The organism is uncultured Xanthomonas sp. (assembly GCF_964278005.1).
GTDB lineage: Bacteria > Pseudomonadota > Gammaproteobacteria > Xanthomonadales > Xanthomonadaceae > Xanthomonas_A > Xanthomonas_A sontii.
Map to the genome: position 1 here is coordinate 53,874 of NZ_CAXYKF010000005.1, position 15,990 is coordinate 69,863.

The 15,990-nt window shown below is 68.4% G+C and carries 10 protein-coding genes; 3 read left to right on the forward strand and 7 right to left on the reverse strand.

Going from position 1 to position 15,990, the window contains the following annotated elements:
• Positions 1 to 1,520: 1,520 nt before the first annotated feature.
• On the reverse strand, positions 1,521 to 2,909 hold the full coding sequence (locus tag ACHWVH_RS02240) for a serine hydrolase (protein ID WP_026143743.1): 1,389 nt from the start codon (positions 2,907 to 2,909) through the stop codon (positions 1,521 to 1,523).
• A 324-nt stretch (positions 2,910 to 3,233) separates the two neighbouring features.
• Positions 3,234 to 4,832: a GMC family oxidoreductase gene (locus ACHWVH_RS02245; RefSeq protein ID WP_394686585.1), complete on the reverse strand. Its 1,599-nt coding sequence runs from the start codon at positions 4,830 to 4,832 to the stop codon at positions 3,234 to 3,236.
• Positions 4,833 to 5,041: 209 nt separating this feature from the next.
• On the opposite strand from ACHWVH_RS02245, the gene ACHWVH_RS02250 reads away from it, so the two are divergent.
• A complete protein-coding gene (locus ACHWVH_RS02250; RefSeq protein WP_017910468.1) occupies positions 5,042 to 6,388 on the forward strand; it encodes an NTP/NDP exchange transporter in 1,347 nt (448 codons plus the stop codon).
• 82 nt (positions 6,389 to 6,470) lie between these two features.
• The gene (locus ACHWVH_RS02255) at positions 6,471 to 6,824 is read left to right on the forward strand and encodes a DUF1304 domain-containing protein (protein ID WP_295847250.1); all 354 of its coding nucleotides are present in this window, start codon (positions 6,471 to 6,473) and stop codon (positions 6,822 to 6,824) included.
• 28 nt (positions 6,825 to 6,852) lie between these two features.
• Here the strand turns inward: ACHWVH_RS02255 and ACHWVH_RS02260 are convergent, their stop codons facing one another.
• From ACHWVH_RS02260 to ACHWVH_RS02270, 3 genes are all read right to left on the reverse strand, one after another.
• The gene (locus ACHWVH_RS02260) at positions 6,853 to 7,335 is read right to left on the reverse strand and encodes a hotdog fold domain-containing protein (RefSeq protein WP_295847248.1); all 483 of its coding nucleotides are present in this window, start codon (positions 7,333 to 7,335) and stop codon (positions 6,853 to 6,855) included.
• Positions 7,336 to 7,403: 68 nt separating this feature from the next.
• A complete protein-coding gene (locus ACHWVH_RS02265; protein ID WP_394686586.1) occupies positions 7,404 to 9,890 on the reverse strand; it encodes an acyl-CoA dehydrogenase in 2,487 nt (828 codons plus the stop codon).
• The gene (locus tag ACHWVH_RS02270; RefSeq protein WP_394686587.1) at positions 9,887 to 10,807 is read right to left on the reverse strand and encodes an alpha/beta fold hydrolase; all 921 of its coding nucleotides are present in this window, start codon (positions 10,805 to 10,807) and stop codon (positions 9,887 to 9,889) included. Before ACHWVH_RS02270 ends, ACHWVH_RS02265 begins: the two co-directional genes overlap by 4 nt.
• Before the next feature lie 139 nt (positions 10,808 to 10,946).
• On the opposite strand from ACHWVH_RS02270, the gene ACHWVH_RS02275 reads away from it, so the two are divergent.
• Positions 10,947 to 11,558 carry a TetR/AcrR family transcriptional regulator gene (locus ACHWVH_RS02275; RefSeq protein WP_017910473.1) on the forward strand — a complete coding sequence of 204 codons (612 nt, stop codon included), beginning with the start codon at positions 10,947 to 10,949 and terminating at the stop codon, positions 11,556 to 11,558.
• Positions 11,559 to 11,938: 380 nt separating this feature from the next.
• Here the strand turns inward: ACHWVH_RS02275 and ACHWVH_RS02280 are convergent, their stop codons facing one another.
• Positions 11,939 to 14,866, reverse strand: coding sequence for a TonB-dependent receptor domain-containing protein (locus tag ACHWVH_RS02280; protein ID WP_394686588.1), 2,928 nt, complete (start codon positions 14,864 to 14,866; stop codon positions 11,939 to 11,941).
• A gap of 218 nt (positions 14,867 to 15,084) precedes the next feature.
• Complete coding sequence (locus ACHWVH_RS02285) at positions 15,085 to 15,945, reverse strand: hypothetical protein (protein ID WP_295910402.1); 861 nt, start codon at positions 15,943 to 15,945, stop codon at positions 15,085 to 15,087.
• Between the last annotated feature and the right edge of the window lie 45 nt (positions 15,946 to 15,990).

The window sequence follows — 15,990 nt, forward strand, 5'->3', positions numbered from 1 at the left end:
GGGAGGGACTTCAGTCCCGACCCGGGAGTACCTCCGTGGTGCCTCCGCCCGACGATCCCCGCAGCGTCCGTCTTCTCGATCCACGCTGGCCCTTCCCTGTGCCTTGCTTGCCAGGCTGCGACGTGGACATCGCGCCTGTGCCTGTCGCATCGGCAACCGACGCGGCAAGCTGCGTCGCCTCCGTGCCACGGTCGGTGCCTACGGGCAGGGCCACGCATCCAGCTGATCTCCCTGGCATGCACGTGCGGCCTGGGCAGCCACGCGAGTACCGGGAGGCGCGGGCAGTTATCGTCGGCGTGAACTTACGCGACAGCTACGCCGGCAACGACACGACGGTAGGCGGCAGCAAAGGCCGTCATATCGCGTTCAATGGATCGCCCCTGGCCTGGATCGACCGACCGTCGGGATCGGGGCCGCCACAGCGGCCGGAACGCCTGGCATTCGCCGACCCAGCCAAGGCGTTGCGTGCGCACTTGCAGCGCGTCAGCGCGCCTTGCCCGCCTCCACTCCGCATCACGGGTTTTTCCGGCGTATCCGTGGACTGAGGGGAGTCTCCGGCCGCCTGCTTTCGCCACACTCCCGCCGGATGCAGTCTGTGCTGTGGGAGTCGACTGTGGTGCAGCCGCGACAAGCGAAGCCGAAAGCCGGCCGACACCCTCTGTCGTCGGGACTGAAGGCCCTCCCACAGTGCACCCGGTAGGTTCGCCGCAAGCCCCTGTGGGAGCGGATTCAGCCACGACGGGCTTTGTCTGGAATGCCCGACGCTGCTGAAGCGACTTCCACAGTGGCTTGCGAGCTCGCCGGGTGGCTGTGGGAGGGCCTTCAGTCCCGACGCATTGGGCCATCGGAAAGCACCCACCACTTCGCGCGTCGCGGTTGCACGACAGTCGACTCCCGCAGGAGGCTTCTCGTCGGGCGTTATCGCAGGCGTCCTGCAGTCGCGCCTCGCGCGCTGCCCCGCGCACGTCGGCGATGGTGCACCGGGTTGCCAGCACGCCAACGGCAGCCTGCGGCGATGCGGGGCGCAGCGATACCAGATGCCGGATCGCGAACAATGCCGAGAGGGCGCGGCGTGTGCCCTGTGCGCGATCTTGGAAGCGGCGGTGCGCCACCACCCTCACCGCGGCCGTACGCGGGCGCTCCGAGCGCCTGCTGCCGCTGGGGCGACGCAGTCGCTGATGGTTCGTCCAGGCACGACGTCGGCGTTGCGGCCACACTTTTGTGACGCGCTCGTGCCAGCGCATCGCCGCAACCGGGACATGACTGCGTCCCCGCGTCGGGAAAAAGGGCGCACGCAGCGCAGGTCAGCGCTGTAGACAGCAGAAAGGCGGTTCGCGCGCCCGTTCGCGAGGATGCTGCGCGAGCGCGCGGTCAGTGCGGCGGAGACCGCGCCGTGTCGTTGCTGCGGGAATGGCACCGCGTCCCAGCCGGGAAGGGGCACACGCGGTGCAGGTCAGCGCTGCAGACAGCAGAAAGGCGGCTTGCGCCGCCTTCTGCGAGGATGCTGCGGGAGGCCGCGCTCAGTGCGGCGAGGCCACCGACTTGGACGAGGAGGCGCCCTTCTTGTCCTTCGGGTCCGGACGCTCGGCCATCAGGTTGTCGCTGCCGAAGTCGGTGTCCACGTCCAGCCAGCGCTGCGCCGGCAGGCCGATCGCGCGGTCGAGCACGGTCGGCAGCAGGCCCGAGGGCAGGCCGCTTTCGCCGTTCCACAGGATGGCCACGCCGAGGTCGCGTTCCGGCACCAGCGCGATCAGGCCGCGGTAGCCCTGCACCGCGCCGGCATGGAAGATCACCTGGTGGCCGGAGTAGTCGAACACGCGCCAGCCCAGTGCGTAGCTGGCCGAGTTGACCCGCGCGCGGCGCCAGCCCGAGCGCATCTCGCCCGGGGTGAGGATCAGCGGCGCGTGCAGGGTCGCCAGCAGCGGCTCCGGCAGCACGTCGGGACGATGCCCGGTCTGTGCGATCAGCCACTGCGCCATGTCGCTGATGCTGGCGTTGACGCCGGCGGCCGGCGCCAGGCGGTAGTAGGTCGGCTTGGGCGTCAGCGACACCCAGCCGTTGCGGCTGCGCACATGCGGGCGCGCCCAGCGCGGGCTGGCCTGGATGCCGGCCAGGCCCATGCTGGCGTCGTTCATGCCCAGCGGCTTGAAGATGCGCCGCTCCACCGACTGCTCGTAGAAGCTGCCGGACGCGGCGAACACCACGTCGCCGATCAGGCTGAAGGCGACGTTCTGGTAGGCGTAGCACTCGCCCGGCGCGCACTTCAGCGGCGCATAGGCCAGCTTGTGGCTGAGCGTGTAGTAGTCGATGTTGGATTCGACGTCGCGGTCGTAGGCGTTGTAGGTGAGGCCGACGCGGTGGCTGAGCAGGTCGGCGACGTTCAACTGGCGCGTGGCGACCGGGTCGCTGAGCTGGAAGCCGGGCACGTAGTCGACGACCTTGCTGTCCCAGCGCAGGGTGCCGTCGTTGACCAGCAGGCCGGCCATGGTGCCGGCGAACGCCTTGGACAGCGAGGCCAGGCGGAACACGGTGTGCGCATCGACTTGCTCGGGGCGATTGACGTCGGTGACGCCGTAGCCGCGCGCGCTGAGCACCTGGCCGTTGTGCACGATGGCCATCGCCAGGCCGGGCACGCGCTCGCCATAGGTCAACTGTTCGGCCACCGACTCCAGCGCGGCGACATCGAAGTCCTTGGCCAGCGGCAGCACCTGGCTCTGGGTGAGCGAAGCGCGGTAGGGCAGCGGCTGGGTCGGCGAGGTGTAGCGCGTGGCTTCGGTGTGCAGCGGCGGCGGCAGCGGTTGTGCGGGCGCCGGCGTCTGTGCGGTGGAGGACATCGCAAAGGGCAGCAATGCCCCGAGCAACCCGGTTGCCACCGGTCGAAGGAGCCGGTGCCTGCTGTTCTGTGTCATTGCGCCTGAGGCCTGTGAGGTGCTGCCGGCCACGATTCTAGCGCCGGATTTCTCGAATGCACAAACTGGGAGAAGATGAATAGGCATCGCCTTGATCCTGCTCGGGATTTCCCGCCTCGGACGGGGGGGCAGGCCTGCCGGCGGAGCGGTGGCGGGGACTGCGGCGGATACCCACGGACATGCAATCGCCGTGCCGCGCACGGCTTGCCTAGCCCCTCTCCCCCGGGAGAGGGGTTGGGGTGAGGGTAGGTCACGCAGCAGCGGATCTACCGCCGCGATACTCGTGCGCTCGCCCCCTCCGCGCAGCGGCGCGCAGCCGCCGCCTCACCCCTCCCGCAGCACAGCCCGCCCACGGATCAGATCCGCAGCACGCTCGGCGATCATCATCGTCGGGCCGTTGGTGTTGCCGCTGACCAGGCGCGGCATCACCGAGGCGTCGACCACGCGCAGGCCGTCGAGACCGCGCAGGCGCAGCTGCGGGTCGACTACCGCCTGCGCATCGCTGCCCATCCGGCAGGTGCCGATCGGGTGATAGATGGTTTCGGCCTTGGCGCGGATGAAGGCGATCAGCCCGGCCTCGTCCAGGTCCTCCCGCGCCGGCAGCAGCGGCGCGCCGCGCCATGCATCGAACGCCGGCTGCTGCAGGATGTGCCGCGCCAGGCGCGCGCATTCCACCAGCATGCGCAGGTCGAAGCCGTCGGGATCGCTCAGGTAGTTGGCCTGGATCCGCGCCGGCGTGCGCGGGTCGGCGTCGTTGAGCGCGATGCGGCCGCGGCTGCGCGGCTGCAGGTGGCAGGCGTGCAGGGTGAAGCCGTCGCCGGGCAGGCGGTTGCGGCCGTGGTCGTCGAGCATGGCCGGCACGAAGTGCAACTGGATGTCGGCGCGCGCGTCCGGCGCCAACGGCGAGCGGATGAAGCCGCCGGCCTCGGCGATGTTGCTGCTGCCGGCGCCGCGGTGCCCACGCAGGAAATAGTCGAAGGCGATCTTGGCCTGGTTGCGACGGTCGTAGCTGATGCCCGGGCGGGTGCGGTACAGCGTGCACACGTCCAGGTGATCCTGCAGGTTGACGCCGACCTGCGGTTGGTCCAGCTGCACCGCGATGCCGTGGCGGCGCAGCGCATCGGCCGGGCCGATGCCCGAGAGCATCAGCAGCTGCGGCGAGTTCACCGCGCCGGCGCTGAGCAGCACTTCGCGCGCGGCGCGCGCCTGCACCTCGCGGCCGTCCTGCGCATAGGCGACGCCAACCACGCGTCCACCTTCGATCAGCAGGCGCAGCACCAGCGCGTCGGTGACCACTTGCAGGTTGTCCCGCGCGTGCGCCGGCGCCAGGTAGGCGACTGCGGCCGAGCAGCGTGCGCCGTCCTTCTGGGTGACCTGGTACAGGCCCACGCCTTGCTGCTGCGGGCCGTTGAAATCGGGATTGTGCGGGAAGCCCGCTTCCTGCGCGGCCGCGATGAACACGTCCGAGAGTGGGTTGTGGTAGCGCAGGTCGGAGACGTGCAGCGGGCCGTCGCCGCCGTGCAGCGCATCGCCACCGCGGCTGTTGCATTCGCTGCGGCGGAAGTACGGCAGCACGCCGCGCCAGTCCCAGCCGTCGGCGCCATCGGCCGACCAGTCGTCGTAGTCGGCGGGCACGCCGCGCACGTAGCACATCGCGTTGATCGAGCTGGAGCCGCCCAGCACCTTGCCGCGCGGCCACCACAGGCGGCGGTCGTTCAAGGCCGGCTCGGCCTCGGTCAGGTAGTTCCAGTTGATGCGGCGGTTGCTGGCCAGGCGCGCCAGGCCCGCGGGCATGTGGATGAAGGGATTGCGGTCGCGCGGCCCGGCCTCGATCAGCAGCACCTTGCAGTCGCGGTCCTCGCTCAGGCGGTTGGCGAGCACGCAGCCGGCCGAGCCTGCGCCGATGATGATGTAGTCGTACACCCGCGGTGTCCCCTGAGTTCCTGGCGCCGACGCTAGTCGCCGAGGATAGAGCATATGCTCGGCGCGGCCGTTCGCCGCGCGCGATGCCCGTACGGCGCGGGCGGTGGATCGCGCACGCGCTGGCGGTGTTGCGGTGCATCAGCTACCGTGCGCGTTTTCCGCCCCCCGAAAATCGCCATGTCCCGTTTTTGCACCAGGGTCCGTCGCCAATGAGCGCCACCCCGCATGCCCCCGGTGCGCTGGCGCGGCTGCGCGGTGCCCTACGCGATTCGCCGCCGCTGGCGTGGGCATTCCTGTACTTCTTCTCGCTGCTCAGCGGCTACTACGTGCTGCGGCCGGTGCGCGAGGCGATGGGCGCCTCCGCCGACGTGGCCGCGGTGTTCCCGCCGGCGATGATCGCGTTCTTCGCGGCGCACGGCATGCCGTTGAAGGAATTCGCGCTGCAGGTGCTGTTCACCTGCACCTTCCTGATCATGTTGTTGCTGCAGCCGATCTACGGGGCGCTGGTCAGCCGCTATCCGCGGCGGGTGTTCCTGCCGGTGGTGTATGGCTTCTTCATCGCCACGCTGCTGCTGTTCTACGTGCTGTTCGACAGCGGCGTGCCCGGGCGCGGCATGGCCTTCTTCCTGTGGATCTCGGTGTTCAACCTGTTCGCGGTGGCGGTGTTCTGGAGCTTCATGGCCGATGTCTTCAGCAACGCCGAAGCGCGCGCCTGCTACGGCTACATCGGCGCCGCCGGCACGCTCGGCGCGTTCCTGGGACCGGTGATCGCCAGCAGCCTGGTCGAGCGCGTGGGCATCGCCAACCTGATGCTGGTGTCGGCCGGCTTCCTGGTGGTCAGCGTGGTGTGCCTGCTGCGCCTGCGGCTGTGGGCGGTCGCCCGCGAACGCGAGCGTGGCGTGGTCGGCGGCGAGGCGCCGATGGGCGGCGACGTGCTGGCCGGGCTGAAGCTGATCGCGCGCGAGCCGCTGCTGCGCTGGCTGGCGCTGATGTCGGTGTTCGGCGTGGGCGTGGGCACCCTGCTGTACAACGAACAGGCGGCGATCGTGCGCCGCCTGTACACCGATGCGGCGGCCAGTACCGCCTTCTACGCCAACATCGACCTGGCGGTGAACGCGGTGACCCTGGTGCTGCAGTTGCTGGTCACCCGCGCGCTGTTGTCGCGCTTCGGCATCGGGCCGGCGCTGCTGATCCCCGGCTGCGCGATCCTGCTCGGCTATTCGGTGCTGGCGGTGTCGCCGCTGCCGATGCTGGTGGCGGTGGTGCAGGTGGTGACCCGCGCCGGCGAGTTCTCTCTGGCCAAGCCGGCCCGCGAGACCCTGTACACCCGGGTCGGCCGCGAATGGCGCTACAAGGCCGGCGCGGCGATCGATACGGTGATCTACCGTGGCAGCGACCTCAGCTTCGCATGGTTGTACAAGCTGCTGTCGGGGTTCGGCTCGCAGGTGGTGTTCGTCGCGGGCCTGCTGGCCGCCTCCGGCATGACCCTGGGCGCGTGGCGGCTGCTGCGCGAGGCGGCCAAGCTGCCGCCGGAACGCACGCCGCCAACGCGCTGAGCCGGCGCCGCGTGGCGGGGGACTGGCCGCCCATCGGGCCGCTGGCTATGCTGACGCCCTGTCTCCTGTGCCGGATAGCACGATGATCCTGTTGGCTTCGATCCTGGTCGGCGCGGTCGCGCTGCTGCACGTGTACATCCTGGTGCTGGAGATGGTCCTGTGGACGCGTCCGCTGGGCATGAAGGTGTTCCGCAATTCGCCGGAGAAGGCGCAAGCCACGCGCGTGCTGGCGGCCAATCAGGGGCTCTACAACGGCTTCCTCGCCGCCGGCCTGGCCTGGGGCCTGGTCGCGCAGCGGGTCGACGTGATGCTGTTCTTCCTCGGCTGCGTGGTCGTGGCCGGCCTGTACGGCGGCTGGAGCGTCAGCCGCCGCATCGTGTTCGTGCAGGCGATGCCGGCAGCGCTGGCGATCGCGGCGCTGCTGCTGGCGTATTGAGCCACGCACCGCACACGCGACGCTGCGATCAGGGCGAGGCCGTGGCCGGCACGCGTGGCGACACCCATATGGCGATGCGCGCGAAGCACACCACGTGCTCGTGCGTATCGCGGATCTCCACGCTGACCGGCAGGTCGTAACCACGCTCGGCGGCGACGATCGCCACGTCCGGCGTGGCCACCGCATGCATCGGGCCGAGCGCCTTGCTGCGGTATTCCACCTGCATGCCCTTGGGGATCCAGCGCATCGACGGCGGCAGGCTGGCGTCGACCATCACTCCACCGGCCAGTTCCGCCAGGTTGCACAGCGCGATCGCGTGTACCGTGCCGATGTGGTTGCTGACCCGCCGCCGGTGCGCGATGCGCGCCTCGCAGCGGCCCGGCTCCAGGACGGTGATGCGCGGGGCGATGCTGGCGAAGTAGGGCGCCTTGAAGCACACCGCACGCGAGAACAGCCAGGATCCCCCGGGCCAGCCTTGCATGCGGCGGTAGAGCGAGAGCAGTCGGCTCATTGCAGTTCCCCCGAACGCATGACGGCGGACCGAAGTCCGCCGTCGTGGGTGTCGCATGGCCAGGACGATCAGGCCGCTTCGCGCGAATGCCCGTCGCCGGCCGCCGCCGCGGCACGCTGGTAGTAGCTCGCCGAGCGAAGTTCGTCGGTGTCGAAGTCGTCGACGCTGATCGTGTCCATGGTGATCTCGCGCAGCTCCTCCAGCTGACGGCGCTCGTCGGCCGACAGCACGCCTTGGCGCACCGCCTCATCCAACTGCGAGGCGAAGTCCAGCGATTCGATGCCCTTGCTCTTGAGCGCCTTCAGGAACTTGCGCTCCACCGGCTCGGCCAGCACCGCCTTGGTCAGGTAGCTGGCGATGCGGCCGCCGGGGTTGTTCTCGCACGGGGTCAGGAACACGCCCTGGCCCAGGCGATCGCGGGCTTCGTTCGGCGTCATCAGCAGCGCGGCGACGCGGTGGCCCAGGCGGTCGCCCGGCGCTTCGGCGCGGCGGCCCCACGGGAAGATCAGCGCCCACATCAGCCAACCGACCGGACGGATCGGGAAGTTGCGCAGCGCCGCCGACAGCGCCAGCTCGATCTTGTGCACGCTGTCGTGGAAGGCCCAGGCCAGCAGCGGCTGGTCGGTGGCCGGCGCGCCGTCGTCGTGGTAACGCTTGAGCATGGCGCTGGTCATGTAGATGTGGCTCAGCACGTCGCCCAGGCGTCCGGACAGCGACTCCTTGAACTTCAGCTTGCCGCCGAGCATCAGCATCGACACGTCGGCCATCAGCGCCAGGTTCGCCGAGTAGCGGTCCAGCTTGCGGAAGTAGCGGCGGGTGTAGGCATCGCCCGGCGCGGCGCCGATGCGCGCGGCGGTCAGGCCGAACCACAGCGAACGCACCGCGTTGGAGATGGCGAAGCCGATGTGGCCGAACAGGTTGCGGTCGAACTCGTCGACGCCGGCCTTGTGATCCGGATTGCCGGCGGCCTTCATCTCCTTCATCACCCACGGATGGCACAGGATCGCGCCCTGGCCGAAGATCAGCAGGCTGCGGGTCATGATGTTGGCGCCTTCCACGGTGATCGCGATCGGCGCGGCCTGCCAGCTGCGGCCGGCGAAGTTGCGCGGGCCGAGGATGATGCCCTTGCCGCCGACCACGTCCATCACGTCGCTGATGACCTCGCGGCTCATCGTGGTGCAGTGGTACTTGGCGATCGCCGACGGCACCGACGGCACGTCGCCGCGGTCCACCGCCGCAGCGGTGGCCTGCGACAGCGCGCTGATCGCATAGGCCTTGCCGCCGATCCGCGCCAGCGCCTCTTCCACGCCTTCGAAGCGGCCGACCGACAGGCCGAACTGCTTGCGGATGCGCGCATACGCGCCGGTGACGACCGCGCCGAACTTGGCGCCGCCGCTGGCGGTGGAGGGCAGGGTGATCGAGCGGCCGACGGCCAGGCACTCGTTGAGCATGTTCCAACCCTTGCCGACCATTTCCACGCCGCCGATCAACTGGCTCAGCGGGATGAACACTTCGCGGCCATGGATCGGGCCGTTCTGGAACGGTGAGTTCAGCGGGAAGTGGCGGCGGCCGATCTCGACCCCCGGGGTCTCGCGCGGCAGCAGCGCCAGGGTGATGCCGATGTCCTTGGTGTCGCCGATCAGGCCTTCCGGGTCGTACATGCGGAACGCCAGGCCGACCAGGGTCGCCACCGGGGCCAGGGTGATGTAGCGCTTGTCGAAGGTCAGCTTGACGCCGAGCACGTTGGCGCCGTTCCACTCGCCCTTGCAGACGATGCCGTAGTCGGGGATCGAGGTGGCATCGGAGCCGGCGAACGGACCGGTCAGGCCGAAGCAGGGCACTTCCTGGCCCACGGCCAGGCGCGGCAGGTAGTAGTCCTTTTGCTCCTTGGAGCCGTAATGCAGCAGCAGTTCGCCAGGGCCCAGCGAGTTGGGCACGCCGACGGTGGAACTGACCACGCTGGAGACCGAGGCGATCTTCTGGATCACCTTGTGGTGGGCCAGCGCGGAAAAGCCCAAACCGCCGTATTCCTTCGGAATGATCATGCCGAAGAACTTGTTCTTCTTGATGAAGCTCCAGATCTCCGGCGGCAGGTCGGCGTGGACGTGGGTGATTTCCCAGTCGTTGGTCATCCGGCACAGTTCTTCCACCGGGCCATCGAGGAAGGCCTGCTCTTCGGCGGTCAGCTGCGGCTTGGGATAGTTCAGCAGCTTCTGCCAGTCCGGGTCGCCGGTGAACAGCTCGCCTTCGAAGCCGACCGAGCCGGTTTCCAGAGCGATGCGCTCGGTCTGCGACAGCGGCGGCAGCACCTTGCGGAATACCTTCAGCATTGGCGCGGTGAGCAGCGGCTTGCGCACGAACGGCAACAGCAGCGGCATCGCAACCACCGCCAGCACGACGGCCGCGACGATGGTGGCGACGTGGTTGGCGCCGAGCAGCCAGCACGCGACCAGCAGCGTGGCGCTCAACGCGGCCCAGACGGCGAGCCGCATGCGGTGATAGGCGGCGAACGCGCCGGCCAGCAACAACACGAGGAAGGGGGCAATGATGCTCATGGGCGTGCTCCGGGGAGGTACTCGGTGACGGCGGACGATGCGCCGGCGCAGGCCGGTGGCAGGGCGTCCAGGTAGTGCAACACAGTGGCGGTAAATGCGGCGTTGTCGTCGCCGGCCAGCATATGCGTGGCCTCGGGCAGATGCGCATGCTGCGCATGCGGCACCAGCGACAGGAATTCTTCGATGGTCTGCGGCGTGACTAAATCGCTGCGGCCGCCGCTGATCAGCAGCAGCGGACACTGCACGTGCGCGGCGGCCTGCGCGATCGCGCCCTGGTGCTGGTCGCTGTCGCGCGCCAGTTCTTCGACCAGGCGCGGATCCCAGTGCCAGTACCAGCGGCCGTCGGCGTGTTGCCGCAGGACGCTGCGCAGCGCCTCGGGCGACTTGCGCGCGCGCTGCGGCAGGTAGGCGGCGATCGCGTCGCCGGCCTCGTCCAGACTGGCAAAGCCGTGCGGATGCGCGGTCATGAAGGCGAGGATGCGCTCGACCCCGGCCGGCTGCCAGCGCGGGGTGATGTCCACCAGCACCATCGCGCGGAACAGCCCCGGCCAGCGCGATTCGGCGATCAGCCCGAACAGCCCGCCCATCGAGGCGGCGACCAGCACCGGTGGCGGCGACATCTCGCCGGCGACCACGATCAGGTCGTCGGTGAACTGCTCGCCGCGATAGGGCAGGTCCGCCGGGTTGCGCGCCGAATCGCCATGGCCGCGCGCGTCATAGGCGACGCTGCGGTAGCCGTGCGCCTGCAGCGCCGCTGTGGTCGCCGACCAGGCATGCCGGGTCTGGCCGAAGCCATGCGCGAACAGCACCGATCCGGCCTCGCCGGGACCGGTGACGGTCGCGGCCAGCGCCAGCTCGCCGGCACCCGAGAGGGTAGCCGAGGCGGCATGTGGGACGGTGGCGGAAGCGGAAACCATACGAGATAGTATGGTTGCTCTGCGCGGCATGTCAATACGATGCAGTATGGGTGCGAAAAGCCAATGCTGCCGGGCATTTGCGCCGCCCTCGTGAAGACCACATACTGCAACCGACGTCCCCGTATGGTTAAATCCACGGATGAATACCGCGCCCGCTCCTTCCTCCGACGACGGCGCCGCTTCCGGCGGTGGCCGCAACAACCGGCTCAGTGCCGAAGACTGGGCGCAGGCCGCCCTGGACCTGATCGCCGAACAGGGCGTCAGCGCGGTGGCGGTGGAGCCGCTGGCGCGGCGCCTGGGCGTCACCAAGGGCAGCTTCTACTGGCATTTCCCCTCGCGCGATGCGCTGCTGCAGGCCGCGCTGGAGCGCTGGGAACTGGTCGAGCAGCAGCAGGTGTTCGGCAGCCTGGAAGAGGTGCCGGATCCGCGCACGCGGCTGCGCGCGCTGTTCCAACTGGTCGCGCACGAGGTCAAGCCGCACATCATCTACAGCGAGTTGCTGAAGGCGCTCGATCATCCCGCGGTGCGGCCGGTGATCGACCGGGTCTCGCAGCGGCGCATGGAGTATCTGATCGCCTCGTTCCGCCAGGCCGGGCTCAGCCGGACCGATGCGCAACATCGCGCACGCCTGGCCTATGCCGCCTACGTCGGCTTCCTGCAGCTGTCGCTGCAATTGCACCAGCCCAAGCAGGCGCGCGAGGACTTCGAGGCCTACGTCGAACACGTCATCGTGACCTTGATTCCCGGCTGATCCAGTTCGTCGTACCGACGCATCGCGCCAGTCGGCTGGCGCGATGGATCAGTGCGCTGTAGGACTCCGAAAACGCTTGGGCCCTGGAATCGTCCAACGATGCAGGGACGTTGTGCATGCATCGTCATATGTGCGCACCGCGCATCGCGCTTGTGCCAGTCCGGCGTGCGGCGCATTGAAGTTCCGCGCATGCCATTGCCGTGTGCGAATGTCGCTGCCGCTTGCGGGGTCCTGCCCATGTCGCGGCGGGCGCTGCAGCATCTCCACAGACTCATGCGTGCGCCAAGCGCGTGCGCTGTCGCTTCCCGTTACGCGACTCGCAAAAAACAACGGCTCCTTGCGGAGCCGTTGTGGTGACACGTTTACCGATCGCCAGGCGATCAGAAGCGCTGCTGGTACTTCATGTAGATGAAACGACCGATGTCGTAACCGCCGTAGTACGAGTAGCCGGAGGCCGGCTGCGAGTACGACGGAGCGGCGTAGTGCTCGAACACGTTGTTCGCGCCGACGGCGATGGTCGCATTCCACGGGGTGTTGTAGCTCACCTGCACGTCGTGGAAGACGTTGGCGCCGATGCGGTTGACCGGGTAGGTCGCGCCCGCGTACTCCGGAGCGGTGAAGTTCGGCTCGCTGCAACGGTCGTCGAAGTAGCACTGCTCCTTGGTGCTGGAGTAGTAGCGGGTGCTCCAGGTGACCGCCCAGTCGTTCATCTGCCAGGTCAGGCTCAGGTTCGAGCGCAGACGGAAGTAGCTGCCGTTCTTGTTCTGGTAGCCGTTCTGCTGGCTCGGCGGAGTATCCGAGTTGTCCTGCTTCAGCTCGTTCTTGGCCACGTAGCTGCTCAGCCACGCCGCGGTGAAGTTGCCGTACGCGGTCTCGAAGCGGTAGGTGACGTCGAGGTCGTAGCCTTCCGTTTCCTGGTAACCGGCGTTGCGCAGACCGAAGGCCAGCGCGGTGATGTTGCCGGCGGCGTTGCGGGTGAAGCCGGTGCAACGCGAGGCGATGCCGCGCAGGTAGCAGTCTTCCAGCAGCGTGGTCGGGTCATCGGAGACGATGGTGTTCTCGATGCGCACCTTCCACCAGTCCAGCGACGCGTTCAGGCCGGTGACGAATTCCGGGCTCCACACCAGACCCAGGGTCTTGGAGGTGGAGGTTTCCGGGGTCAGGGTCGGAGTCGAGCCGGAGGCGAACGGGACGTTGCTCTGCTCGCCCGGGCCGTTGGCCGGCGCGGTGCCCGAGGCATTGAGCTGGCGGAAGCCCGCCGGCACCACTGCCGCGCAGCGCGCATTGCCCGCCGCCGTGCCGAACTTGGTATCGCACGGATCGGTGTAGTACTCGAAGCTCTGCGACAGGCCGCCGTACAGGTCGGCGATGGTCGGCGCGCGGAAGCCCTGTGCCCAGGTGCCGCGGACCAGCAGCGAATCGATCGGCTTCCACTTGAAGCCGAACTTGCTGTTCACGGTGTCGCCGAAGTTGTCGTAGTCGGAGTAGCGGCTGGCCAGCGACAGACTCAGTTCCTTGGCGAAGGCCACATTGGCCAGCAGCGGCACCTGGAACTCGGCATAGACTTCGTCCAGGCTGTACTTGCCGCGGGTCGGGCCGGCAGCCAGGTCGGTGGAGATGCCGGTTTGCGCCATCGCATCCGGAGAGAAGCTGCCGCTTTCCTGGCGGTGCTCGACGCCGACCGCCACGCCCAGGTCGCCTGCCGGCAGGGTCACGATGCTGCCGGAGATGTTGGCGAAGAAGTTCTTGGTCTCGGTCTTCGAGATCGCCTGGCCGTCCTGGTACAGGAACGCGCGCACGTTCGGATCGCTCAGGCCGTTGGCGCCCTTGTAGCCTTCCGGCAGCAGGGGATTCCACGGTGTGCAGTTGCCGCCCGAAGTGCCCAGCGCGATCGGATTGGCGGCCGAACCGCACTGCGCCACGCCGCTGCCGTTGATGAAGGACGGGCCGGTGGCCAGGCCGACGGCATAGGTGTTCAGGTTGCCGGTGCTGACCTGCACACCCTTGTTCTGGTTGTACAGATAGCCCGCGTCCCAATCCCAGAACTTGCCTTCGCCCAGCTCGAAGCTGCCGCTGAAGGCGCCGGTGAAGCGGTAGGTGGTGAGGTTGTTGCGCACTTCGCGCGGCACTTCCCAGCCGCGACGCACGTACTGCACCGCCTGCGGCGCGGTGCCCGGAGGCAGGCCGCCGGTGGCCTTGTTGCCGACCGGATTGAACACGCTGTCGGCCGACAGGCCGTCCTGCGACAGCACGAAGTTGGCGCTGTTGAACGGATAGCCGGAGTTCTGCGCGAACGACTCGCGATCGGTGTACAGGACGCTGGTGTCGAAGCGGATGTTGTCGGTGAAGTTGAAGGTGCCGTTCAGGAACGCGGACTTGCGCTCGATGCCGCTGTACACGGTCGAGGCCAGCGCCGGGTTGGACACGTCGGAACTGTCCAGCGCGCGGTAGCTGTTGATGTTCGCCGGATCCAGGCCCTGGACATCGCGACGCAGGGTACGGGTGACGGTCTGGCCCGCGCCGTTGCGGTAGGCGAAACGGCCGTACTGGCTGGTGCCGGACAGGCCGCCCGGCCGCGACTCGGAATCTTCGCCGGTCGGGAAGCGGGTGCGGCTGAACCAGCGGTCGCGCGCCCACACCGGATCTTCCTTGGTGTACTCGACGCCGGCGGTCAGCGAGCCGCGCTCGCCGGTGCTGCCGATCATGAAGTCGTAGACCTGACGCTGGCCGTCGCCCTGGCCCCACTGGCCGACGTAGGCGTTGGCTTCGGCGCCGTCGAAGTTCTTGCGGGTGATGATGTTGATCACGCCGGCGATGGCGTCGGAACCGTAGATGCTCGAGGCGCCGTCCTTCAGCACTTCGATGCGCTCGACCGCCACTGCCGGGATCGAGGACACGTCCTGCAGGCCGCCGTTGGTGCTGCCGAGGCGCTTGCCGTCGACCAGCACCAGCGTGCGCGATGCGCCCAGGTTGCGCAGATCGATGTAGTAGCCGCCGACGGCTTCGCCGGAGGACAGCGGAGAAGTGCGGCTGACGGCCGGGGAGCCGGCGGTGGGGATGTTCTGCAGGATGTCGGCGACCGACTTGAAGCCCTGCTTCTCGATCTGGTCGCGGCTAATCAGCAGGACCGGCTGCGCGGTCTCGGTGTCGACCTGGCGGATGCGCGAACCGGTGACTTCGATGCGATCCAGGTTGGTGGCGCCGCTGCCGCTCGCGTCCTGAGCGACGGCTGCGCCCGCGGTGCCACCGGCGCCCACGACAAGCGCGAGCACCACTGCATCACGCAGGGTGTTGGTCTTGCAATTCATTAGCTCTCTCTCCGAAAGATTGGGTAAAGCCCAAGGTTTGCCTGTGGGCGGAATCGAAATGCGATTCCAAATCCCTTCAGGGTGCCTGGATGGTATCCCGGTCGGAGGAAGAATTAAAGTCCCGTTAACAAAGCGGTGTTTTGACGTGAATTGGAGTAAAAATCACGTATCCATCACAAAATGCGGTGTGATGAGGCGGCGCTTGCCGCAAGTGGTCGCTACAGATCCTGCTCGTAGCGCACGTAGGGGATGGTCCCCTCTTCGGTGCTGATGTTGTTCGGCGAGAACGGGTTCTTGCCGCGGGTGATGACGTTCTCGGCGCCCACGGTCAGCTGGCCGCTCCATGGGGTGCGCCAGGTCAGGCCCACGCCCAGGCCGGTCCACTTGCCGGGTTGGCCGGGGGCGTCGACGACACGGCCGATCACGTTGGCGCTGAACGAGCCGTAGCCGCCGCCGATGCTCAGGCTCTTGCTGTCCCAGCGGTCGAGCATGGCCGGGGTGGCGTCGGCGATCGGCACCAGGCGCGCCTTGGCGTAGGTGCCGCCGATCGAGACGAAGCCCTCGCGGCCGATGTTCTGCTGCGCGAAGACGGTCAGGTCGTTCTGCTCCATCCGCATCGACGGCGTCTTGTTGGCGCCGGCCAGCCAGGCGGGGAGGTTCTCGCGGCCGGTGCCCGCCGACAGCGACAGACGCCCGCCTGGGCGGTTGAAGGTGGTGGTGGCGGCGACATGGTGGCCGGTGGTGCCGTCGTCGTCGCCCAGGCTGGCCAGCATGCAATGGCTGGCCAAGCCGCTGATGCTGCCGCCGCTGGCGCTGTTGCACAGCAGGCCCAGCGAGTCGCCGGAGGACAGGCCGAACGCCGCATCCAGGGAGTTGCGGCCGAAATGCCAGCGCGCGCCAACCGCCTGTTCGCCGGTGGGTTCCAGATACAGCAGCGCCTCGACCTTGCCGCTGCCCTTGTTCCAGACCGGCAGCACGGTGCGGTCGTGACCATTGGCGGGCTTGCTCTGCGCGTGCGCGCCCGTGCTCGCCGCGAGGGCGATCAGCAGGGCGAGCGGTAGGCGCAGGAAGGGTCGCATCAGCAATCTGAGACTTGGGGCGGGCACGAAAGTTCCCGCCGGACA